A 20872-nucleotide genomic window follows, 5' to 3' on the forward strand; every position below is an offset into this window, starting at 1 on the left:
CGCGTCAGCGGCCTGCGGCCCTCCCGGCGGCGCGGCCGGAGAAGATGCAGCCGCCGAGGAACGTGCCCTCGAGCGAGCGGTAGCCGTGTACCCCGCCGCCGCCGAATCCGGCGACCTCACCGGCGGCGAACAGGCCCTCGAACACCGAGCCGTCGGCCTTCAGCACCCGGCCCGACAGGTCGGTTTCGAGCCCGCCCAACGTCTTGCGCGTCAGCAGGTGCAGCTTGACCGCGATCAGCGGTCCGGCCTTGGGATCGAGCAGCCGGTGGGGGGCGGCGATGCGGGTGATCCGGTCCGGCAGGTAGGCGCGGGCCGCGCGCATCGCCGCGACCTGCAGATCCTTGGTGTACTTGTTCGCGATCTCGCGATCGCAGGACTCGACGACCTGCTTGACCGTCGCGTAATCCAGCGGCGCATCCGGGGTGATCTCGTTCATTCCTGCCACCAGTTCGGCGAGGGTGTCGCGGACGACGAAGTCGACGCCGCGGCGCTTGAACGCCTCCACCGGTCCGGGTGCGCCGGGCTTGACCCGCTGCAGCACCTTGCGGATGTCGCGTCCGGTCAGGTCCGGGTTCTGTTCCTGGCCGGAGAGCGCGAACTCCTTCTCGATGATCTTCTGGTCGAGCACGAACCAGGTGTGGTCGTGGCCGCTGCGCACGATGTGCTCGAGGGTGCCGAGGGTGTCGAAGCCCGGGAACAGCGGCACCGGCAGTCGCTTGCCGGTGGCGTCGAGCCACAGCGACGACGGGCCGGGCAGGATGCGGATGCCGTGGTTGGGCCAGACGGGGTCGTAGTTGGTGATGCCCTCGGTGTAGTGCCACATCCGGTCGCGGTTGACGACGCGCCCGCCGGCGCGTTCGGTGATCTCGAGCATCCGCCCGTCGACGTGCGCCGGCACGCCGGTGAGCATGTGCTTCGGCGGGTCTCCCAGCCGCTTCGGCCAGTTCTTCTTCACCAGGTCGTAGTTGCCGCCGATGCCGCCCGACGTGACGATCACCGCGCCGGCCGAGAGTTCGAACTCGCCGGTCGCCACGCGCGACGACGCCACGCCCCGCGCCGCCGACGACGGCTCGAGCACGGTTCCGCGCACCTCGGTGACGGCGTTGCCGGTGACGACGAGGTCGTCGACGCGGTGCCGGTTCCGCAGGATCACCCGGCCGCGCTCGACGCCGTCGAGCACCCTGCGGGCGAAGATCTCGACGAGGGCCGGTCCGGTGCCCCACGTGATGTGGAAGCGCGGCACGGAGTTGCCGTGACCGCCGGCGTCGTAGCCGCCGCGTTCGGCCCAGCCGACCATGGGGAACAGCTTCAGCCCGCGTTCCTTCAGCCACGCGTGCTTTTCTCCGGCCGCGAACTCGACGTAGGCCTGCGCCCAGCGGCGCGGCCAATAGTCCTCGTCCTCCCGGTCGAAGGCGGCGCTGCCCATCCAGTCCTGCAGGGCCAGGTCGTACGAGTCGCGGATGCCGAGCCGGCGCTGCTCGGGGGAATCCACGAAGAACAGCCCGCCGAACGACCAGAAGGCTTGTCCCCCGAGGTTGTGCGAGTTCTCCTGGTCGACGAGCACCACGGTGCGCCCGGCGTCGATGAGTTCGGCCGTGGCGACGAGCCCGGCCAGGCCGGCGCCCACCACGATCACGTCTGCGTCCATGCCCGCCAACCTACTGCAGGGTAGGTTCGTGTGGGCGGATCTTCGGGCTCAGGCCGCGCCGAGTGTGCGCAGGCGCGGCGGCCAGCGGTAGACGGAGGGCTGCGCCTCGAGGTGCAGGGCGAGGTCGATCGCGTCGAGCATCGCCTGCCGCGGCCCCGGCCGGTCGAGTTGCTTGCCGGAGATCGACAGCCGCAGCAGCCCGCCGCGCCGTGCGACCCGGGCGGCGCCGATGACCATCGCCCGGCACCACCACGGTTCGGCCTTGGCGCCCTCGCCGATGCCGAACACCCGTGCATGGGTGACGGTATCGCGGTCGAGGTCGTGGATTCCGGCGGCGCCGGCCAGGAGCCGGAAACCGGTGGCGGGCAGCGCCGCGACGGCCCCGGGCGAGGCGAGCCAGCGCGGCGGCGCGAACAGCCGGGTCCGCAGCCCCGTCTCCTCGAGCACCCGGTCGGCGGCGAGCAACCGCAGCCGCGCCTCGTGTTCGGGCAGGACCGCGAACTCGGCGCGCCGCCGCTTGGTCGCGGCCTGATCGTAGCCGTGGAGCACGATGGCGTCGCCGCCCTCGCGACGCTCGAGCAGCCACTCCTGGGTGTGCGGGTCGCGCGCCAGCCGGTAGTGATCCTTCAGTCGCGGCGCGACGAGCAGCGACAGCGGCACGCCGCGGGCGTCCATCTCCCGGGCGAAGTCGTCCACCGCCGGGCGGGTTTCGTCCCTGATGCCCGACACCGACACGATCAGCTGGCCGCTCATGGGCTCCACGGTGCCAGGGCCGGGTGAACGTCAGGCGTCGCGGACCTGAAGGGTTTCGGCATGCACGGCGTCGGCGAGGGGCCGGCCGGTCCGCCACCCGAACCGTTCGAGGTCCGGCACCTCCTGCAACCGCGTCACGGGGCCGACGCACAGCCACGCGATCGGCCGCACCGGGGTCCGCGCCCCGACGAAGTCGGCGAGGAACGCCTCGTCGTAGAACGAGACCCAGCCGACACCGAGTCCTTCGACGGTCGCCGCGAGCCACAGGTTCTGGATCGACAGCACCGCCGAGAACACGCCCACGTCGTCGATCGTGTGCCGGCCGAGGATGTGCTGCCCGCCCCGCGACGGGTCGTAGGTGACCACGATCCCGGTGCCGGACTCGGCGATGCCCTCGACCTTGATGGGGTCGAAGGTGCGCCGCCGCTCCTCCGGCAGCGAGTCCGCGAACGCGCGACGGCATCCGGCGACGTGGTCGGCGAACTCGGCGAGCCGCTGCGGGTCGCGGACCACCACGAAGTCCCACGGCTGGGTGTTGCCGACGCTGGGCGCGGCGTGCGCCGCACCCAGCACCCGCCACAGGACCTGCTCGTCGACGCGCTCGCCGGTGAACTCCGCGCGGACGTCGCGGCGCGCACGGATCACGTCGTACAGGGCCGCCCGCGCATCGATGGTGTCGGTCATCGCGGTCAGCGGGGCAGCGCGGCTTCGATGGCCGCGATCACCTCGGGGGCGTCGGGCTCGGTGCGCGGCCGGAACCGGGCGACGACGTTCCCGTCCGGCGCGACGAGGAACTTCTCGAAGTTCCACTGCACGTCGCCGGCCTCCCCGTTCGCGTCGGGGTGCTGGGTGAGCTCGGTGTAGAGGGGGTGCCGGCTCTCGCCGTTGACGTCGATCTTCTCCATCAGCGGGAACGTGACGCCGTAGTTGGTGGAGCAGAAGGTCCGGATCTCCTCGGCGGTGCCCGGCTCCTGGCCCATGAACTGGTTGCACGGCACACCGACCACGGTCAGGCCCCGGTCCGCGTACTCGACGGCGAGCTTCTCGAGCGCCGTGTACTGCGGGGTCAGGCCGCACTTGGAGGCGACGTTGACCACGAGGACCGCGCGGCCGTCGAACTCGGCGAGGGAGGTGGGCACCCCGCCGAGGGTGTTGATGCCGATGTTCTGCAGAGAAGTCGTCATGCCGCCCGACGTTAGTCGCGGCGGTCCCGGGTGCGGTAGTGCGCCCGGAACCCGCCGCGAACCGGCACGTCAGAGTGCGGCGACGACCGCGAACGCGCCGAGGGCGACGAGCACGGCGCCGGTCAGCGTCTGCACGCGGCGGTCGACCACGCACATCGCCGACAGGAAGCCCGGCATCGACCCGCCGCCGCGGGTGTGCAGGATCGCCAGCAGGCTCGGCAGGCACCGGCCGAGCGAGACGAGCGTGAACAGGGCGGCGCCGAGCGCCGGGGAGCCGACCACGGCGACGCCGAGCACCAGCAGGTAGTACGCGCTCGACCGGATGAAGATCACGAAGCCGGGTCCGATCATGGCGCCGAAGAGCAGCGAGACCTTCCACGGGGCCATCGACCGGCGCAGGTGCCGCGGCAGCTGCCGGCGGCGCATCGGCGTCGGCAGCGTCACCAGACCCAGCTCGTGCAGACCGTAGGCGAACGCGACGACGCCCCACGCGACGAGCGCCCACGTCACCGGGACGGATCCGGCGACGAGCGCACCGAGCGCGCCGACGAGCGCACCGGTGGGGGCGCCGGTCGCGACCGACCCGAGCGCGTGCCAGCCCAGCCGGCGCACCGGCGTCGACGAGCCCGCGCGGTCGGGCTGCTTCGGAGCCGCGACGACGCCGGCGACCGACATGCCGCACGTCGACCAGTTCGCGGCCAGGGCGGTGACGGCGCCGGCACCCACGACCGCGGCGGTCGTCGCGGCGGGTCCCGACGGCGTGAGGAGCGCCGCCGCCCCGGCACCGGCGACGCCGGCGGCGGCGATCAGCGCCGCCCGGGTGCGCGACGGCACGGCCTTCTGCAGGGTGGGACGGATGTCCGGCACGTCCGTCGTCAGCGGCTCGTGCGTGAGTACTGCTGTCATGACTTCCTCCAAGGGGGTCGGTGTTCTCCGGATTCGGACGACTGGTTCAGGATTCGGTGACGGTGACGGTGCCGGTCATGTACCGGTGGACCGAGCAGGTGTACTCGTAGGTTCCCGGTTCGTCGAAGGTGTGGGAGTACGTGCCTCCCCCGGTGATCCCGCTGTCGAACCGCCCCTCCGACGTGACCTGGTGCAGCACCCCGCCGTCCTCGAACCGCCATTCGACGGTGCCGCCGGCCGGCACGGTCACGTCGGGCGGAGCGAAGTGGACGTTGCTGACGACCACCACCGCGTCCGGGGGCCGCTCGGACGGGCCGCAGGCCGTGACGAGCGGAAGCAGCAGGGCCGCAGCCCACCCCGGCCGCCGGGTCATTCCCGGACGATCACGGTGCCGACCATCATCGGGTGCGGCGTGCAGTGATAGGTGAACGTGCCGGCTTCGTCGAAGGTGTAGGAATACGTTCCCTCGGTGAGGAGTTCACTCTTCAGCTCCCCCTCGAGGGGGCCCTCGCCCACGACGTCGTGCGGCAGTCCGCCGTCGTCGAATCGCCATTCGACGGTCTGCCCCTTCTCGATCGTCACCGACTCCGGGTTGTAGGCCATGTTCCTCACCTCCACGACGACGGCCGGTTCGGCCGAACCTCCGGCGCTGCCGCACGCGGACAGGCTCGCCGCGGTCAGCAGGCCGGCGAGCAGGGTGACGGACCTTCTCATGGCGATTCCTCTCATCGGATGTACCGCAGGTTCGCGGTCATGCCGGCTTCGAAGTGGTAGGCGTTGTGGCAGTGGAACATCCATTCGCCCGGATTGTCGGCATCGAATTCGATCGCAAGTTCGGTGCCGGGCAGCACGTTGACCGTGTCGCGGCGCAACCCGCCGTACGCGCCGATCGCGAAGGTGTGTCCGTGCGTGTGCATGGGGTGCCACATGGTGGACGAGTTCTTCATCGTGATCCGTACGCGTTCACCCTGTTTCATGACGAGGCGGCCGGCGTCGGCGCCGGCCATGCCCCACACGTAGCGGTCCCCTGCCTGGATCAGCTCGATCCGGTAGTCCCGGTCGGGTTCGCGCGGGTCGAGCCGCACGGTGTCGGCAGGCCGCAACGCGCTCTCCGCGACGAGCCGGCCGCCGAGTTCGGGGATCGCATCGCCCACGTCGGCGTCGGTCATCGGCACCGCATCCGGGGTGCGCAGCACCGTCGAGGCATACCCTTGCCGCCCTTCGACCTTCGCGACGATCGGCCACACGCCCGACTTCACGGTGACGAGGACGTCGTAGCGTTGCGCCATTCCGACGACGATCGTATCGGCGACGGTGGGCTGCACGTCGAAGCCGTCCGCCGCGACGATCGTGAGTTCGTGCCCGGCCACCGCGAACCGGTACGGGGTCTCCGCCGCCGCGTTGACGATCCGCAGCCGCAACCGCTGTCCCGCCGCGGCGACGACCGGGGCGGGATCATTCGGGGGACGACCGTTGATCAGGTGCAACGGATACGCGATGTGCTGGGTCATCCCGCCGAGGGGCGCGGAATCGCCGTGCCCGGCGCTCACCAGCCGCCGGGCGACGTCCGTGTCGCCGGCCGGGTGTGCGCCGGGTGCCGCACCACCGCCGTGGCCGCCGTGACCGCCGGAGATCGCGGGGTTGAGCGCCGTGAGCACGGCGTCGGGCGTGGTGCCCAGGCCGTCGACCCAGTCGTCGAGGACCAGGACGGCGTCGGCGTCGGCGCCGGTGCGGTCGTCGGGGTCCTCCACGATCAGGGCCCCGAACAGGCCGCGGTCGGCCTGCAGGCCGCTGTGCGAGTGGTACCAGTGGGTGCCGGGGTCCGGGACGACGAAGCTGTAGTCGAACGTCGTGCCCGGTGCGATCGCCGCCTGGGTGACGGGCGCTGCGCCGTCCATGTCGTTGCGGATCCGGATGCCGTGCCAGTGGAGCGTGGTGTCGGCGTCCAGGTCGTTGCGCACCACGGCGTCGAGCCGGTCGCCCTTGCGTACCCGCAGTTCCGGGGCGACGGCGTGCCCGCCGTAGGTCCAGGTGTCGACCAGGCGTCCGCCCAGGTCGACGGTGGAGAATCCGGCGGCGAGCGCGAACGACGCCACGGTGCCGTTCCACCCGCGGGCGGCCTCGGCGGCGGCGATCTCCGGATCGGCCGGGGAAATGTAGTCGAGATCGGACGCCGCCGATCGTGTGTCCGAGCCGGCGGCCGCCGGCTGCGTACCGGACGATGCGGTAGCGCAGCCGGCGGCACCGAACCCGAGCGCGCTCATTCCCAGCGCCCCGGCTCCGAGGGAGCCCAGGGCGAGGAATCGGCGCCGGCCCAACCCGTTGTCGGGTTGTCTCATCCGATCACCTCGGGGGTGAGCAGGTCGGTGAAATCCTCGACGTTGCCGCTGATCTCCGCCGAGGAGACCTGTTGCCCGGTCGCGGCGTCGAACCCGACGATGCGCTGTGCCGCCTCGCCCTGACCCTCCGGATTGCCACCGAGGACGTAGAACGTCGCGCCGTCGACGGAGAACGCCATGCTCGCGATGTCGGTCAGCCCCAGGTCCTGCAGGCTCAGCGACCGGATCGGGGCGAGGTTCGCGGCGTCGGACAGCACGATGCGGGCCAGGTCGCCGCCGCGCGCGGAACTGGGATGGATCGGTGAGTCGGTGTAGGCGATCGCGATCCGGGTGCCGGTGTTGTCGATGACGTCGCTCGCGAACCGCCCGTCGGGCTGACCGGCGTTGCCGATCGGCGTCACCGCGCCCTGCGGCAGGCCGTTCGAGAAGTCGAAGACGTACACGTCGCCGTTCTCCCCGACCAGCAGGGCCTTGCGCGCCTCGGCGGCCCACCCGACCTTCCGGGCGCTGACGAAGTCCTCCGGCAGCACCTTCGCCCGGGCGGTCTCGGCCGGCACGCCGTCGTCGCCGACGGAGATCCGGATCAGCTCGCCGGTCTCCTCGCACACGCTGTAGATCTCGTGGTCCACGGTCCAGGTGAACGGTCCGCAGCCGACGATCTGCACGGCCCCGCTCTGCTGCTTCGTCTCGAGGTCCACGACGCGGACGCCGTAGAGCCCGTCGTCCCACGTGACGAAGTACCGCCCGTCGGAGGTGACCGCGTTGGAACCGGGCCGCGAGTGCACGCGCGCGACGTCGGGCAGCAGCGCCTCGGCCGGCTCGAGCAGATTCCCGGAGTAGGTGCTGACGGTGAAGTCCGCGGCCCCCCGCGAGCCGCGGGGGCGCCACACCTCGGCGGCGAGAACGGCCGGATCGGACGGGGTCTCGCCGACGAAGCCGTGGATCACGGGGTCCCAGATGCCGGGGCCGACGACGATGCGGCTGCCGGCGACGCCCGTCTTCGGGTCGAGGACGTTGACGCCGAGCTCGAGCTTGCCGAATCCGCCTGCCACGGCGACGAGCTGGTCACGTCGGATGGGGTCGATCTCGGCGACGTGCAGCGGTTCGGGGATGGTGTCGCCGATCTCCTGGTCGTCGTGGCCGAGCGAGATGCCCTCGCCGGGGGTGCTGAATTCGACGGTGGGATAGGTGACGTCGCCGGCGGTGTTCGCGTCGTCGCCGGACGAGCCGCAACCGGCGAGGGTGACGAGCAGCGCGAGCGGAACGACGGCCGCGGCGGGACGCACGAGGCGGCGGGAACGCGATGTCATGATCCGGCACCGACCTTCGGGCGGTCGGCGGGACGAGCCTGGCAGTCCTCGCCGATGATGGGGGCCATGGTGCAGGTGTACGACTGGGATTCGTCGGACACGCACCAGATGATCTCCTGGTCGTAGCTGCCCGAGACCGGGTTGTACATGACGGCCTGCATATCGGGCTCGCCGCAGAAGGCGTTGGAGCACGACGGGGCGCCGCAGCAGTCGTAGTAGGCGATCAGGTAGGTCTTGCCGGTGTCGGGGTTGGTGCAGCAGCCCACCCAGAATTCGGCGCCCGGCTTGCTGCCCGGCGCGCACGTGGTCACTCCGCCTCCGTTGCAGGCAGCGCAGGAGGTGCCGTCCATGTTGCACCAGCGCCAGTACTCGCACTCGGCGGGATCCTTGCCGTCGTACACGGGCACGAGCGGTTCCGGGCCGGCCTCGGGGGCGGGTTCCTGCGCGAACGCGGTGCGCGTCACCGGAAGCGAACTGATGAGCGCCACCCCCGACACGCCCATCGTCCAGCGGCCGAGGCGGCTGATCATCGAGCGGCGCGACACCTGTTCCGACATCCGGCGTCCGGTCCGGCTCATGAACGAGCCGCCCTTGCCGGCCATCCAGGCGGCTTGTTCCTTGACGGTCTCCTCGTCGACCGGATACCGGTTCTCGTACATCTCTTCCAACGCATCTCTCCGTTCGTCCAGGGGGAAGGCGGGATTCAGGCGCTCGCGGCGGCGCGGGCCTTGGCCTGTTCGTGCAGGTGCTGCAGCGACGGGGTGCCGGTCTCGAGGGCGTTGAGCAGGCTCTCGACCTGGGCCATGTGGTTGCACAGCCCCTTGGCGCGGATCCTGCCGTGCTCGTCGAGGATCACCCCGTAGGGGGTGGTGCCGACCTGGTAGGCGATGCCGACGTCGCGGCCATCGACGTAGCTCAGTTCGGTGCCGATGTTGCTTCCGGCGAGGAACTGCCGGTGTTCCTCGGGTGTGCCGTCGGAGACGATCACGACGTCGAGGTCCTTCTCCGCCTTGGCCATCGCCCGGATGCCGGGCAGCAGGCTCTTGCAGGTGGAACAGGTGGGCGCCGTGAACAGCAGCAGCTGCGGCCTGTCGCGGTGGCCGCCGACGTCGACGGTGCGGCCCACATGGTCGGTGAGGCCCCGGAAGGACGGGCCGGCCTGCTCGATCTTCGGACCGGTGTCCATCATGCGGGCCCCGAGGGGGCCGAGCCGGACCTGCACCCGGCCGATCTCGCGGGCCAGCGCGAGCACCATCAGGAACAACACGGCGACCGCCACCACCAGCACGATGATCGCAACGAGAAATATGGTGTCCATCTGTCGTCCTGTCTCGGAAAATGTTGTGGAAGAAATGGTTTCAGGCCCCGTAGCGCGACACGGCAGAGACCGCGCGCAGTTCGATGGACGCGCCGGTCAGGTGCTCGTCGACGGGCCGGCGCCCGACGTGGACCACGGAGCGCAACTGGGCCACCGCGAGCCCGGCGGCGAGCGCGAGCGCCGCGAGCGCGATTGCCGCCACCTGCTGGAGCGCGGCGATCGTCGCGGGTCCGGTGAGGGCCAGCACGATCGACGCGGCGGCGAACGCACCGGCCCGCACGGAGTGGAACCAGCCGATGCGCGGTGCCTCGCCGTGGCCGCCGAACGCGAAGCAGCCGCAGTCGAGCTCGCGCCGGCCCCGCGCGAGGTTCACGGTGAGACCGACGAAGAAGCCGAGGAACAGCACCGCCGCGACAGCCGCGGCGGCACTGCCGGCGACGCCGAGCACCAGCAGGGCACCCACGGCGATCTCCGCGGCGGGCAACACCCGCGCGACCGCCCGTTCCAACACGGGCGGCAGCAGCCGATAGCCGCGGACGACGCGCAGCAGCCCCTCGTGATCGCCGGCCTTCGGCACCCCGGCGAGCAACAACGTCCCGCCGACGAGCGCCGCAACCACCGCCCAGATCATGGTCGTCCCCTTCGCAGTCGAGTGATCGTGCCGGTCAATCGTGCGCACCGGATGCGTCGCGAACGGGTCGTCGGGGAAACGTCCGGGGGCACCGCGAGTGGAACCGGCCGTGGCGGCGCGCCCCATGCGGACACTGCAGGTGGGACACGGTCTCCGGCGCTCGGGGGACCGTGTCCGCACGGGGCACGGGGCCGTGCGGTGGCGCGGGCCACAGCGCCGCGTCGGGCGGATTCCCACTTGCCGTCCACATGTCGTTCGCGGAGGTAACCGTCGCGTAACACCGCGGCGCTACGTTGTCCCTCGCCCTGAGGCGCTTCACCGCCCGAGGTGCCGGCACCGCCGGCTGCACGGACGCACAGACGGGATACGACGATCGTGACAACCGCACTCCGGGCCGCGATTGCCCGCTCACGGGACGCCGAAACCCATCGGGATCCGGTGTATTCGCCGCTGCGCGCCCTCGGCCGCCGTCAGCTCACCCCGATCGATCTGCTCGGCCAGTCCCTGTCGACGATCGCGCCGGCAACCGGGATGGTGTTCATCGCGCTGTGGATGGTGACCCACCGGCCGGGCGTCGGCGGTCTGCTGGCGATCGCGGGGACCACCGCCGTGGTGGTGCTGGTGGCGCTGTGCATCACGCAGTTCACGCGGCGCCTCGCCGCGGCCGGGTCGCTCTACAGCTTCGTGTTCCAGGGCCTGAGTGCCCGCGCGACCCTCACCACGGGCGCGGCGCTGCTGCTGGGCTATCTCGGCATCTCGATCTCGGTGATGTCGCAGGCCGCACAGAGCCTGCTCCGCATCGCAGACCTGCTCGGCATGCACGTGCCCGGCGCCGCGCCGTGGTCGGTCACGATCGGTCTCGTCGCGGTTGCCGTCGCGGTGATCACGGTGCGCGGCGTGCGGTTCGCGACGCGCGCCATCCTGCTCGTCGAGGCGTGCTCGCTCGTGCTCATCGTGGCGCTCATGCTCGGCACCCCGGCCGGTGCGGGCACGGCCACCACCGAACTGCCGGACGCACCCCTGAGCCTCATGCCGTTCCTCGCGATGCTCACCGTGCTGTCGATGGCGGGCTTCGAGAGCGCCGCGTTCTTCGGCCCGGAGGCCAAGCGGCCGTTGGTGACCGTCACTCGCACCGTGCTGATCTCCCCCGTCGTCGTCGGTGTCCTGTTCGTGTTCGCGGCGTGGGCCGCGTTGTCCGGCCACGGCGCCGTCGTCGTCGGCGCGTACTTCGACGGCACGGCGTCCGGCGCGAGCGTCGGTGTGGTGCTCGCGGTGCAGGCGGGCATGACGTGCTCGTGGCTCGCGTCGACCCTGGGGTGCGCGCAGGCGGGTTCCCGGCTGCTGTACTCGATGGGTGTCGAGCGGGTGCTGCCGAGCGCCCTCGCCCGTGTCCACGACCGGTTCCGCACCCCGCACGTGGGCGTGCTCTCCTTCACCGCCGCGGGTTTCGCCGGCGCGTGCCTGTACGCGTCCCTCGCGGGGGCGGATTCGGGGGCGTTCGACGGCGTCGTGGAGATCGGCCTCGTCGTGGCCTACACGCTGGTGGCCGTCGCGTCGCTGCGATTCCTGCACCGCATCGGCGAGCACACCGTCGTGACGCGGGCGGCCGCGCTGTTCGTCTCGGTCCTGGGGATGGGCCTGCTCGGCTACATCGCCGTCGACGGCACCGCGCACGGCGTATGGGTCGTGCCCGCGACACTCTCGGCGGTCGCGGCGTCCGGCACGGTGTGGCAGTACGTGCTGCGCCGGGTCCGGCCCGGCAGCCTGACGACCATCGGTGCGTTCGACTCGGTCGAGACCGGGGACATCCTCCCCGGGGCGGGGACCCTCGTGATCGGCGCGGACGGGCGGCGGCGCATCCTCCCGGACGTCCCGCACCCCGGCGACGACGCCCGTCCCCGCGACGGGAACCCGGGTTGACCGCGCACGTGTCCGTGCACGCGGACGATTCGCACTTCAGCGGACAGCAGCCGCGCGCGGTGCAGAAGGCGCTGGGGATGCTCGAGGCCGTCGCGCAGCTCGGCCCCGGCACGTCCGCGAAGGAGATCGCCAGGTTCGCCGGGGTGCCGCCGACCACCGCGTACCGCATGCTCAACCTGCTCGTGGCCGACGGATTCCTCGTCCGCGTGCCGGACCTGTCCGGCTTCGCGCTGGGTCGTCGCACCGCGGAGCTCGCGCAGGCGGCCGCGGAGACGAGCCCGTCGCCGACGCTGCACGACGTCGTCGAGGAACTGCGCACCCACACCCGATTCGGGGTGCACGTCGCCTCGTTCGCGGCCGGGCGGCTGCGGTTCGTCGACAAGGACCCCGACCACGAGATCATCGCCATCGGCGTGCTCGCGAAGAACCTGCACGCCAACGCCCTCGGCAAGCTCATGTTGGCGCACCATCCGCACGTGCGTCCCGATCCGGAACTGCGGCGCCTGACCGACCACACGATCTGCGACCACGACGTCCTCGCCGAGGAACTGCGCGCCGTCGCCGCCGCGGGCTACGCGTACGAGGGCGAGGAGTGCCGGACCGAGCGGGCCGCGCTGGCGGTGCCGATCCGGGACCGTTCGGCGTTCGTCGTCGGCGGCCTCTACCTGCAGGGGTCGGCGTCGCGGGTCACCCCGGACGACGCGGTGCTCGTGCGGTTCCTCTTCGACGGCTCGGCACGCCTGTCGGGGCTGCTGTGACGGCGTGAGTCACCGGGTGGGCCGCGGCGGGGTTCGTCACCGGGTGGGCCGCGGCGGGGTTCGTCACCGGGTGGGCCGCGGCGGGGTTCGTCACCGGGTGGGCCGCGGCGGGGGTGCGTCGTCCGGGGCGAGGTGCGCACCGATCCGACGGAACAGCGTGTCGGCCTCGTTCCGGTACGCACCGGTGTCGTCGAACGCCGCCGGGTCGAAGGTGACGGCGACGGCGACGGCGATCTTCCGCGACGGCAGGTATGCCTCGACCGCGGCGTACCCACCGAACAACGGGTTCTGCATCAGCCAGTTGCCGGTGACCACCACACCGAGGCCATAGGTGTAGCCCTCGGACTGCGGGAAGCACGTGGGGCAGCCGGGCAGCGCGGTGGTCCGGCCGCGCAGGTCCGTCGACACCATCGCCCGGTACGACTCCGGGGAGAGCAGCGTGCCGGTGCCGACGGCGACCGCGGTGTCGTGCAGGTCGTGGATGTCGGTGGTCTGGACGGCGCCGCGGGTGATGGTCCAGGACGGGTCCCAGAACGTGGATTCCTCGTAGAAGGGTGTCGCGGCGGGGATCCCGAGCGCCTGCCGGCGTTCCGAGCTGAACGCATGCAGCACCGGCTCCGGGATCGCCGGCGTCTGCGACGGCGTCGTGCCGTCCAGCCCGAGCGGATCGAGTACCTTCTCCTGCAGCAGTTCCGCCACCGGCCGGCCGGTGATCTTCTCGAGGGCCAGGCCGAGGATCACGTAGTTGGTGTGCGCGTAGTTCCAGTTGGTGCCGGGCTCGTAGAAGAGGGGCTGGGACGTGCCGTAGGCGATGAGCTCGTCGGGCGTCCAGTTCCGGAACGGGTCCCGGTAGATCGCATCCGACAGTTCGGGATTCTGCACGTAGTCGGCATAGCCGGAGGTCATCTGGGCGAGCTGCCCGAGGTTGACCCGGTCCGAATTCGGAATGTCGGGCAGCCACGTCGAGACCTTGTCGTCGAGGCGGACCTTCCCCTCGTCGACGAGTTGCAGCAGCAGCGTGGCGACGTAGGAGATGGCCACCGCGCCGTTGCGGAAGTGCATGTCGGTCGTCGCCGGCACGCCGGTGGTGGATACGCCGTAGGCGCGGGTGAGGATCTCCCTGCCGTCGACCGTGACGCGCACGACCGCCGCCTTCAGGTGCGTCTCCGCCATGGTGTCGCGCACGATCCGGTCCACGGCCTCGGCCTGTGCGGGGTCGGCCGACGAGGCGGTCCCCGATGCGGCCGCGGTGTCGGCGGATCCGGACGGGCCGGGCGCGGCATCGTCCGTCGACGTGCAGGCGGTCAGGAGGCCGAGTGCGCACAGCACGGACAGGATCCGCCGGTTCAGGGGCATGCCTGATCTTGGCAGATGCGCTCGGCCGGTGCGATCACTCCGGCCCGGCGGCTGTGGTTCGGCGCAGGTCCCGATCGGACCGCAGGCGGGCGGTGAGTTCGGCCCTGCTGCGGACTCCGGTCTTCGTGTAGATCGCCTTGAGGTGATCGTGGACGGTGTTCGGAGTGATACCGCGACGGTCGGCGATCTCGGCGGTCGAGTATCCGGCCATCACCTCGAGGCACACGTCCCGTTCGCGGGCGGTGAGCGCGTATGCGGCGAGCAGCAACTCGGCGAGTTCGAGGCCGGTCGCATGCTCGATGGTGACCACGGTCTGCGGTTCGGCACCGCCCAGCAGCGCGGTGGCCCGCATCAGGATCCACCCGCCGGTGGCGTCGCGGATCCGCGTTCGGAACACACCCGAACCGCTCGCACGCGCCCCGAACGCGGCGGCGCGCACCATGACGGCCAGCCGTCCGGGCGCGATCTCGTCGAATCGGTCCTGCCAGTCGCGGGCGGCCGCTGTGAGCGCGAGCGGCTCACCCGCGGCCCCGGTGAGTACGACCGCCGGACCCGGGTCGCCCAGGCGCGAGGCGGCGGTGGCGCACACGGCGGCGCGGGTCGCCGACGCCACCGCCGGCGCCACCCGCGTGAGGAACTCGACCTCCGAGTCGGTGAAGTCCGCCCCGGACCGAACGAATCCGGCCGCACCCCAGCACAGTCCGCCGATGCGGAAGATCACGCGCAGTTCGTGGTCCAACCCGAGCGGACGCCACACCCCGGCGTGGCGAAGACTGTGGGCCACCTCGTCCGGGGGCAGCTCGGATCCCCGGGCCGCACTGCGGCCGTTGCGGAACAGCTCGGCGAAAGTGCCGGGATCCCGCCCGCGGTACTCGCTCTCGGCGAGCAGCGGCTCGTATTCCGGTGGAACCCGGTCGGGTCCGCTCGTCATGGAACCGATCGTCAGGGACCGGGGATCGATCATCGCCCAGCACGTCAGGTCGCTGCGCACCGTCCGGCCGACGAGTTCGATGGCGCGCCCGTGCACCTGCGTCACATCGGCGCCCGCGGCCGCGAGCGCCACCACCTCGCGGCCCACCTTCTCCGCCCGGATCTCGAGCATGAACCCAGTATGCGCTGGTGGCGGGCCTGTACCCATCCCCGTTTTCGGGGATGGGCCACCGGCCGGGCGGTTCCTAACGTGACAGACATGTCAGACAACATCGAACTCTGCAGGATGGGCGAGGGCCGTCGCCTCACCCTGCCCGACGCAACCGTCACGGTCCTGTCCACCGGTGCACACGCCGGCGGAGCCTACGAGCTCTTCCTCGTCGAGGCCCCGCGCACCGAGCCGGCGCCGCTGCACGCCGAACCGTGGGCCAAGTCGTATCACGTGCTGAGCGGCCGGATCCTGGTCCGTGCCGCAGCGACCGGTCACGAGCTCGCGGCCGGGGACACGATCACCCTCGCGCCGGGAACGGTGAACTCCTTCACCGTCCTGACCGACGCCGCGACCTTCCTGCTGATCGCCGCCGGGACCTCGATGGGCGGATTCTTCGGCGCGGTCGACGCCCTCGGGCACGAGCGTCCACCGGACGAGACGGGTCGGATTCTCCGAGAGGTCGCCGACCGGTACGGGGTCACGCTCGCAGCGGAGGCAGGTGCGTCGTGATCGTTCTCGCGCAGGTCGCCGCGCTGGTCGGCGCGGCCGTGCATCTGCTCGCCTTCGTGTGGGAGACGCTGCTGTTCCGGCGGCCGTCGATACACGAAGACCTGTTCCGCATCCCCACCGGCGACGTCGCAGCGGTGCGGATGTGGGCGTTCAACGTCGGCTTCTACAACCTGTTCCTCGGCACCGGCGCGCTGATGGGGGTGGCCCTGTGGCGGGCCGGCGAGGACACGGTCGGACGCGCGCTCGTGCTCTACACGTGTTCGTTCATGCTGCTCGCCGGGATCGCCCTGTTCGTCTCGGACCGCATGGCCATGAGCCGGCCCCGCGGCGCCGGGCTCGGGGGTGCCGCGGCGCAGTGCACGCCACCGGCGATCGCGCTGATCGCGCTCGCGGCAGCCTGATCCGCTACTCCTGCGCGGCGACGTACCGCCCCAGCGCCGCGGCGCGGTCGGCCGGTGACCGGCGCGGGCAGCTCGTGCACTTGCCGCTGTCGGTCGCCCGGTAGATCAGGCAGCAGGAGCTGCGTCGCACGAAGCGTCGCCCGTCCGCCGGCTCCGGCGATCCGGGAGCTGCCGCCGTGACGCTCCCGGTGGGATCGACGTCGACGAAACGCGGTGGCAGCAGCGGCGGCCGCGACAGCGCGGCGGCGAGGGTGCACCCGTCGTCGACGCGGTGGGCGGCACGCCCGGCGTCGAGGGCACGGTTGGCGATCGAGTCGGACGCGACGGCCCACAACGCCCGCTCCGGCGCACCCGACACCCGCGCGAGCGGCGCGATGATCGCCGACAGCGCCGGCACGAGAGCGCGCGCAAAGGCATCGCGCCCGGGCAGTAGGCGCGAGGAACGCACCGCGCCGAGGTAGCCGTCCTCCCGCAGCACGCAGCGCAACCGGGCCGGGTCGGGATCGGGAGCGTGGCCGGTGGCCAGGAGCATCGCGACGGGTCCGGCCACCAGGGTCGAACTGGCCGAGTACCACCAGAGCGTGCCGTTGACCCGAGGGTCGCTGCAGTCCCACCTGCGGCCGGTGTCGGATACCCGTCCGGCCAGCCACTGCGGATCGGTCGTCACCGTGCCCGGAAGGACGGCGGTCCCGAGGTCGACGGTGTGCGCGAAGTCGCCGAGCAGGGTTCGGGCCGCGGCGTAGGCACGCGCCGCGGCGTCGGCGTGCCCGTCAGGCATCGGCGAGCCCCCAGACCTCGAGCGTGCGTCGTCCGTCGCCGTCCACAGCCACCCGGCCACGAACTCCGAAGACCCCCGCCAGCACGGCGGGATGCAGGACGTCTTCCGGGGTTCCCGCAGCGACCACCGATCCGTGGTCCAGTACCGCCATGCGATCGCAGTACGCGGCCGCCAGCCGCAGGTCGTGCAGCGTCACCAGCACGGCGAGCCCGTCCGCGGCGAGGCTGCGCAGCAACTCCAGCACGGTCAGCTGGTGGCGCAGGTCGAGATGATTCGTCGGCTCGTCGAGCAGGAGCACGCGGGGTTGCTGGGCCAGGGCCCGGGCTATGGACACACGCTGGCGTTCCCCACCGGACAGGGCGAGCACGTCGCGATCGGCGAGGTGCAGCAGCCCGAGCCGGCCGAGCACATCCTCGACGACCACCCGGTCGTCGTCACCGAACGGTTCGAGCCATCCCCGCCGGGCGGTGCGTCCCAGCTGCACCGATTCGCGCACGGTCGTCCCACCGAGCGAGACCGGCTCCTGGACGCCGACCCCGACGAGGCGCGCGAGCGTGCGGCGCTTCAGGTCCGTGACGTCCTCGTCGCCGACGGTGATCGCGCCGGCCCCGACCCGCACCGCGCGGTAACAGGCGCGCAGCAGGGTCGTCTTGCCGCTGCCGTTGGGCCCGACGAGGGCGAGCACCCGGCCCGGGGCCACGTCGAGGTCCACCCCGTCGAGTACGGTGCGTTCGCCCAGCCGCGCGCGGACCCCGGTGGCGCGCAGGCGGGTCATCGTGCCCGCCCGTAGCTGCGCCACAGCATGACGAGGAAGGCGGGCGCACCGAGCAGACCGGTGACGACCCCCACCGGCAGCTCGGTCGAGCCGCTGACCGAACGGGCGACCATGTCGGCCAGGACCAGCGCGAGCGCCCCGGCCACCGCCGCCACGGGTATCAGCCGGACGGTGTTGCGGCCGACGAGATGGCCGGCGATGTGCGGGATCAGCAGTCCGATGAATCCGACGGTCCCCGAGACGGCCACCGCCGCGGCGGTGAGCAGAGAGACCGCCAGCAGGATCAGGATGCGGAACCGCCGCACGTCCATTCCCAGGGCGGTCGCCCCGTCGTCGCCGACGAGCAGCAGGTTCAGCTGCCGGCCGCACAGCAGGACGCCGCCGCCGACGGTGAGCAGGACCAGCGCCGGCGCGGCGAGCATCGACCACGTCGCATCCCCGAATCCTCCTGCCAGCCAACGCATCACCGTACCGATCTGACGGTCGTCACCCAGGACCAGCAGGGTGAAGGTGGTCGCCGCAGAGAACACCATCGACATCGCCACGCCGACGAGGACGATCGCGGTGACGGCATGGGCGCGCAGACTCACCGCGATCGCGCCGGCGAGCGGAAACAGGGCTCCGAGGAAGGCCGCGAACGGCAGGGTGAACGCTCCGAGTGCGCCGCTGCCGACACCCAGGACCGTCACCAGCACCACCCCGAACCCGGCACCGGAGGACACGCCCAACAGGTAGGGGTCGGCCAGCGGGTTGCGGGTCACCGCCTGCGCCACCACCCCGGCGATCGCGAGCGCGGCACCGACGACGGCGGCCGTCAACGCCCGGGGCAGGCGTGATTCGACGACGATCGCTTCCCGCGCCGCGGTCCACCACGGCGTGAAGGCCCCCGGTGCGAGGCGGTGCGCGACGATCGCCCACACGTCGCCGAAGGGGATGTTCACCGTGCCCAGCGACACGGCGCCCGCCAGCGCCAGCACGAGTGCGGCGAGCAGCGGCGGCAGGATCAGCCACAGCGAACGACGCGCCGCGCCCCCGTCCCGTCCCCGCGCGGCCGGCGCCGCGGCGCCGGCGTGCGGCGCCGATGCGTCGGCCAGGGTACCGGCGGGGGTCATTCCGGATCCGTGAACGCGGCCGGGTGCAGTCCGCGGGCGATCGTCGCGACCGAGTCGACCATGCGCGAGCTCTCGAAGAAGTCGTCGAGCGGCACGACGACGAAACGATCGTTGCGCACGGCGGGCGTGGTGGCCACGATCGGCTGGTTCTTCAGATAGGCGATCTTGTCCTCCGCGCTGGTCGCGCCGTAGTCGAGTACGACGATCGCCTCGGGTGCGCGCTCGCCGACGACCTCCCAGCCGGTGGTGAAGTACGGTTTCGGGCCTTCGGCGGTGATGTTGTCGGCGCCGGCGTATTCGGCGATGAGGTTGCCGATGCCCACGCCGCCGACCGAGAGCGGCTCGGCTTCGCCCGAGTCGTAGAAGAAGGTGCGCACCGGCGCGACGGCGGCCTGCTCCAGGCGGGCGCGTACCGCGTCGAGTTCCGCGGTAATCGATTCGGTCAGGGCCGCGGCCTGTTCCTCGGTACCGAGGAGGGCGCCGAGTTGGGCGAAGTCGTTCTCCAGCAACGCGATATCGGAGAAGCCGGCACCGCAGTACTCGGAGAACAGGAACGTGCGGATACCCGCCTGCTCGAGTGCGTCCCGCCCGCGTCCGGTCTTGTCGTCGAATGCGCTGCGCATCCCGCCGACGACCAGATCCGGGTCGAGGTCGCGGATCTGCTCGTACGTGGGGTACTCGGCAGCCAGCGACGGAATCGCCCGGAACTGCTCGGCCGTCTCGGGCAGCGGGTCGTCCTTCTCGCCGTAGCCCATACCGACGATGCGATCCCCCACGCCCATCTGGATCAGGGTTTCGGTGACGTGGTCGTTCATCGACACGATCCGCTGCGGGGGCGCGTCGTAGGTCGCGGTGCGTCCGCAGTTGGTGATCGTCACCGGTTCGCCGAAGGCCGCGGCCGGCGGGGTGGCGCCGGTGTCTGCGCCCCGCGAGCAACCCGACAGGGCCGCGGTGGCGACGGTCAGGGCGGCGAGAACCGCGGCGGCGTCTCGCACGGGACGGCGGAAGTCGACGGGCATGGGACCTCGTGCTCTGCTCAGGTGGCACGAGGCAGACTCCGGCACGGCAGCGACCCCGGACAGCGGGCACCGGCTACCCTGCTGGACTCCATCTCGTAGACCACGACGAAATACCGGAGTCGCGCACCCCCGTGCAGGCGATCGGGCTCACCGTCGGATGGACGGCCTACCGTTGCGGGTCAGCGCCGGACTCGGACCGGACTTTCCCTGCACGGGCGTCAGCAACGCTGCGGCCATTATGCATGTCGGCGGCCGGCTCGCATCGCAGGGTCGGCCACCGGTGCGCGGGTCCGTCGGGACGGCCACCCGGAGCGCCGTTCCATCGTCCGCCGCCCTCCCCCGGTTTTCACCCTCACTTTCACCCCGTTCGCGACCTCGGCTCCGGAACCGCGGCGATCCCCGGTGCGTTCCGATTGATGGTGGCTGTCGAACGGACTGCGCCCTCGTGCGGCCGGGGCGTCGCCACCGGCCCCTCTTCCGAGGGGCAACGCGCCGGAACGTCGGGTGATGCGGCGGACCGGCGGGGCCGGTCACCGCGCAGGGGGCGGTGACCGGCATCCGGGCGCGTGCGGGCCGGCACACTCGGGCGGATCACCGTACTGCCACGCCGCTGCCTCGCCCGCGGTGCCCCGGAACCGGGACCGACGACGCCGACTCCACGAAACCCAGAGTTCAAAATGCGGCCATCTGCCGGAGACCCGCCGCCGCGACACTGGAGGCACAAGGTGTCAACGACGGACGGGGAAACACTGATATGTCCGAGAACATCGCCCACCGACCCGACCCCCTCTTCGCTCTGCCGGCCGCGACGATTCCGGCGGCGCCCCACTCGATACGCCTCGAGGAGCCGGCCCCGATCCGTCCGGCCTCCGGCCTGCGTCCCCGCGTGGGCACCGTCCTCGGCACGGTCGTCTCCGCGGGGGCCGTCGCCACCATGGTGACCGGCTTCGTGGCGGTCGGTACCGTCGCCACGGTGTCCGGCCTGGTCTCGGCCGTCCGGCTCGGACCCTGAC

At 71.7% G+C, this 20872-nt stretch carries 23 protein-coding genes and 1 riboswitch; of the genes, 5 read left to right on the forward strand and 18 right to left on the reverse strand.

Annotation, left to right across the window (positions count from 1 at the left end):
* Window positions 1-4 precede the first annotated feature (4 nt).
* From JYA75_RS26840 to JYA75_RS26895, 12 genes are all read right to left on the reverse strand, one after another.
* Window positions 5-1648, reverse strand: a complete 1644-nt coding sequence (locus JYA75_RS26840) for an FAD-binding dehydrogenase (RefSeq protein WP_203329537.1) — start codon at window positions 1646-1648, stop codon at window positions 5-7.
* Between the two features lie 48 nt (window positions 1649-1696).
* Entirely contained in the window at window positions 1697-2401 is a 705-nt protein-coding gene (locus tag JYA75_RS26845; RefSeq protein WP_029541421.1) for a DUF2334 domain-containing protein, read from the reverse strand.
* A 30-nt stretch (window positions 2402-2431) separates the two neighbouring features.
* A complete protein-coding gene (gene bluB, locus JYA75_RS26850; protein WP_050034634.1) occupies window positions 2432-3085 on the reverse strand; it encodes a 5,6-dimethylbenzimidazole synthase in 654 nt (217 codons plus the stop codon).
* A gap of 5 nt (window positions 3086-3090) precedes the next feature.
* Complete coding sequence (locus JYA75_RS26855) at window positions 3091-3585, reverse strand: glutathione peroxidase (RefSeq protein WP_006940357.1); 495 nt, start codon at window positions 3583-3585, stop codon at window positions 3091-3093.
* A 69-nt stretch (window positions 3586-3654) separates the two neighbouring features.
* Window positions 3655-4491: a hypothetical protein gene (locus tag JYA75_RS26860; RefSeq protein WP_006940359.1), complete on the reverse strand. Its 837-nt coding sequence runs from the start codon at window positions 4489-4491 to the stop codon at window positions 3655-3657.
* 46 nt (window positions 4492-4537) lie between these two features.
* Window positions 4538-4864: a cupredoxin domain-containing protein gene (locus tag JYA75_RS26865; RefSeq protein ID WP_006940361.1), complete on the reverse strand. Its 327-nt coding sequence runs from the start codon at window positions 4862-4864 to the stop codon at window positions 4538-4540.
* Window positions 4861-5205: a plastocyanin/azurin family copper-binding protein gene (locus JYA75_RS26870; RefSeq protein ID WP_043801555.1), complete on the reverse strand. Its 345-nt coding sequence runs from the start codon at window positions 5203-5205 to the stop codon at window positions 4861-4863. Before JYA75_RS26870 ends, JYA75_RS26865 begins: the two co-directional genes overlap by 4 nt.
* 11 nt (window positions 5206-5216) lie before the next feature.
* Window positions 5217-6830, reverse strand: a complete 1614-nt coding sequence (locus JYA75_RS26875; RefSeq protein ID WP_203329538.1) for a multicopper oxidase family protein — start codon at window positions 6828-6830, stop codon at window positions 5217-5219.
* Window positions 6827-8140 (reverse strand): hypothetical protein, encoded by a 1314-nt coding sequence (locus JYA75_RS26880; RefSeq protein WP_065922984.1) that lies wholly within the window; start codon window positions 8138-8140, stop codon window positions 6827-6829. The genes JYA75_RS26875 and JYA75_RS26880 overlap by 4 nt, the downstream gene beginning before the upstream one ends.
* The gene (locus JYA75_RS26885; protein ID WP_168580523.1) at window positions 8137-8799 is read right to left on the reverse strand and encodes a methylamine dehydrogenase light chain; all 663 of its coding nucleotides are present in this window, start codon (window positions 8797-8799) and stop codon (window positions 8137-8139) included. Before JYA75_RS26885 ends, JYA75_RS26880 begins: the two co-directional genes overlap by 4 nt.
* 44 nt (window positions 8800-8843) lie before the next feature.
* Window positions 8844-9458, reverse strand: a complete 615-nt coding sequence (locus JYA75_RS26890; protein ID WP_203329539.1) for a redoxin domain-containing protein — start codon at window positions 9456-9458, stop codon at window positions 8844-8846.
* A 40-nt stretch (window positions 9459-9498) separates the two neighbouring features.
* Complete coding sequence (locus tag JYA75_RS26895; protein ID WP_235431167.1) at window positions 9499-10089, reverse strand: MauE/DoxX family redox-associated membrane protein; 591 nt, start codon at window positions 10087-10089, stop codon at window positions 9499-9501.
* 375 nt (window positions 10090-10464) lie between these two features.
* Here JYA75_RS26895 and JYA75_RS26900 point away from each other — a divergent pair, with 375 nt between their 5' ends.
* Together JYA75_RS26900 and JYA75_RS26905 are read left to right on the forward strand one after the other, a co-directional pair.
* Window positions 10465-12009 (forward strand): APC family permease, encoded by a 1545-nt coding sequence (locus tag JYA75_RS26900; RefSeq protein ID WP_051446146.1) that lies wholly within the window; start codon window positions 10465-10467, stop codon window positions 12007-12009.
* Entirely contained in the window at window positions 12006-12767 is a 762-nt protein-coding gene (locus JYA75_RS26905; RefSeq protein WP_203329540.1) for an IclR family transcriptional regulator C-terminal domain-containing protein, read from the forward strand. Before JYA75_RS26900 ends, JYA75_RS26905 begins: the two co-directional genes overlap by 4 nt.
* Window positions 12768-12857: 90 nt before the next feature.
* On the opposite strand, the gene JYA75_RS26910 is transcribed toward JYA75_RS26905, so the two are convergent.
* Together JYA75_RS26910 and JYA75_RS26915 are read right to left on the reverse strand one after the other, a co-directional pair.
* Window positions 12858-14123 (reverse strand): serine hydrolase domain-containing protein, encoded by a 1266-nt coding sequence (locus JYA75_RS26910; protein WP_203329541.1) that lies wholly within the window; start codon window positions 14121-14123, stop codon window positions 12858-12860.
* 34 nt (window positions 14124-14157) lie between these two features.
* Window positions 14158-15225: a helix-turn-helix transcriptional regulator gene (locus JYA75_RS26915; RefSeq protein ID WP_006932013.1), complete on the reverse strand. Its 1068-nt coding sequence runs from the start codon at window positions 15223-15225 to the stop codon at window positions 14158-14160.
* Window positions 15226-15312: 87 nt separating this feature from the next.
* Here JYA75_RS26915 and JYA75_RS26920 point away from each other — a divergent pair, with 87 nt between their 5' ends.
* Together JYA75_RS26920 and JYA75_RS26925 are read left to right on the forward strand one after the other, a co-directional pair.
* Entirely contained in the window at window positions 15313-15774 is a 462-nt protein-coding gene (locus JYA75_RS26920) for a hypothetical protein (protein WP_043801529.1), read from the forward strand.
* On the forward strand, window positions 15771-16175 hold the full coding sequence (locus JYA75_RS26925) for a DUF1304 domain-containing protein (RefSeq protein WP_006932010.1): 405 nt from the start codon (window positions 15771-15773) through the stop codon (window positions 16173-16175). The genes JYA75_RS26920 and JYA75_RS26925 overlap by 4 nt, the downstream gene beginning before the upstream one ends.
* A gap of 4 nt (window positions 16176-16179) precedes the next feature.
* Here the strand turns inward: JYA75_RS26925 and JYA75_RS26930 are convergent, their stop codons facing one another.
* From JYA75_RS26930 to JYA75_RS26945, 4 genes are read right to left on the reverse strand one after another with little or no spacing between them, the layout of a single operon-like run.
* Window positions 16180-16953 carry a (2Fe-2S)-binding protein gene (locus JYA75_RS26930; protein ID WP_006932009.1) on the reverse strand — a complete coding sequence of 258 codons (774 nt, stop codon included), beginning with the start codon at window positions 16951-16953 and terminating at the stop codon, window positions 16180-16182.
* Window positions 16946-17728 carry an ABC transporter ATP-binding protein gene (locus tag JYA75_RS26935; protein WP_029541391.1) on the reverse strand — a complete coding sequence of 261 codons (783 nt, stop codon included), beginning with the start codon at window positions 17726-17728 and terminating at the stop codon, window positions 16946-16948. Before JYA75_RS26935 ends, JYA75_RS26930 begins: the two co-directional genes overlap by 8 nt.
* A complete protein-coding gene (locus JYA75_RS26940; protein ID WP_006932005.1) occupies window positions 17725-18840 on the reverse strand; it encodes an iron ABC transporter permease in 1116 nt (371 codons plus the stop codon). Before JYA75_RS26940 ends, JYA75_RS26935 begins: the two co-directional genes overlap by 4 nt.
* The gene (locus tag JYA75_RS26945) at window positions 18837-19859 is read right to left on the reverse strand and encodes an ABC transporter substrate-binding protein (RefSeq protein WP_102800113.1); all 1023 of its coding nucleotides are present in this window, start codon (window positions 19857-19859) and stop codon (window positions 18837-18839) included. The genes JYA75_RS26940 and JYA75_RS26945 overlap by 4 nt, the downstream gene beginning before the upstream one ends.
* A gap of 118 nt (window positions 19860-19977) precedes the next feature.
* Window positions 19978-20097: riboswitch (cobalamin riboswitch) on the reverse strand.
* A gap of 516 nt (window positions 20098-20613) precedes the next feature.
* Here JYA75_RS26945 and JYA75_RS26950 point away from each other — a divergent pair.
* Window positions 20614-20871, forward strand: a complete 258-nt coding sequence (locus JYA75_RS26950) for a hypothetical protein (RefSeq protein ID WP_006932002.1) — start codon at window positions 20614-20616, stop codon at window positions 20869-20871.
* The last annotated feature ends 1 nt before the right edge of the window (window position 20872 follow it).

Origin of the sequence: Rhodococcus sp. PSBB066 (assembly GCF_017068255.1) — a bacterium.
Classification (GTDB): Bacteria; Actinomycetota; Actinomycetes; order Mycobacteriales; family Mycobacteriaceae; genus Rhodococcus; species Rhodococcus aetherivorans.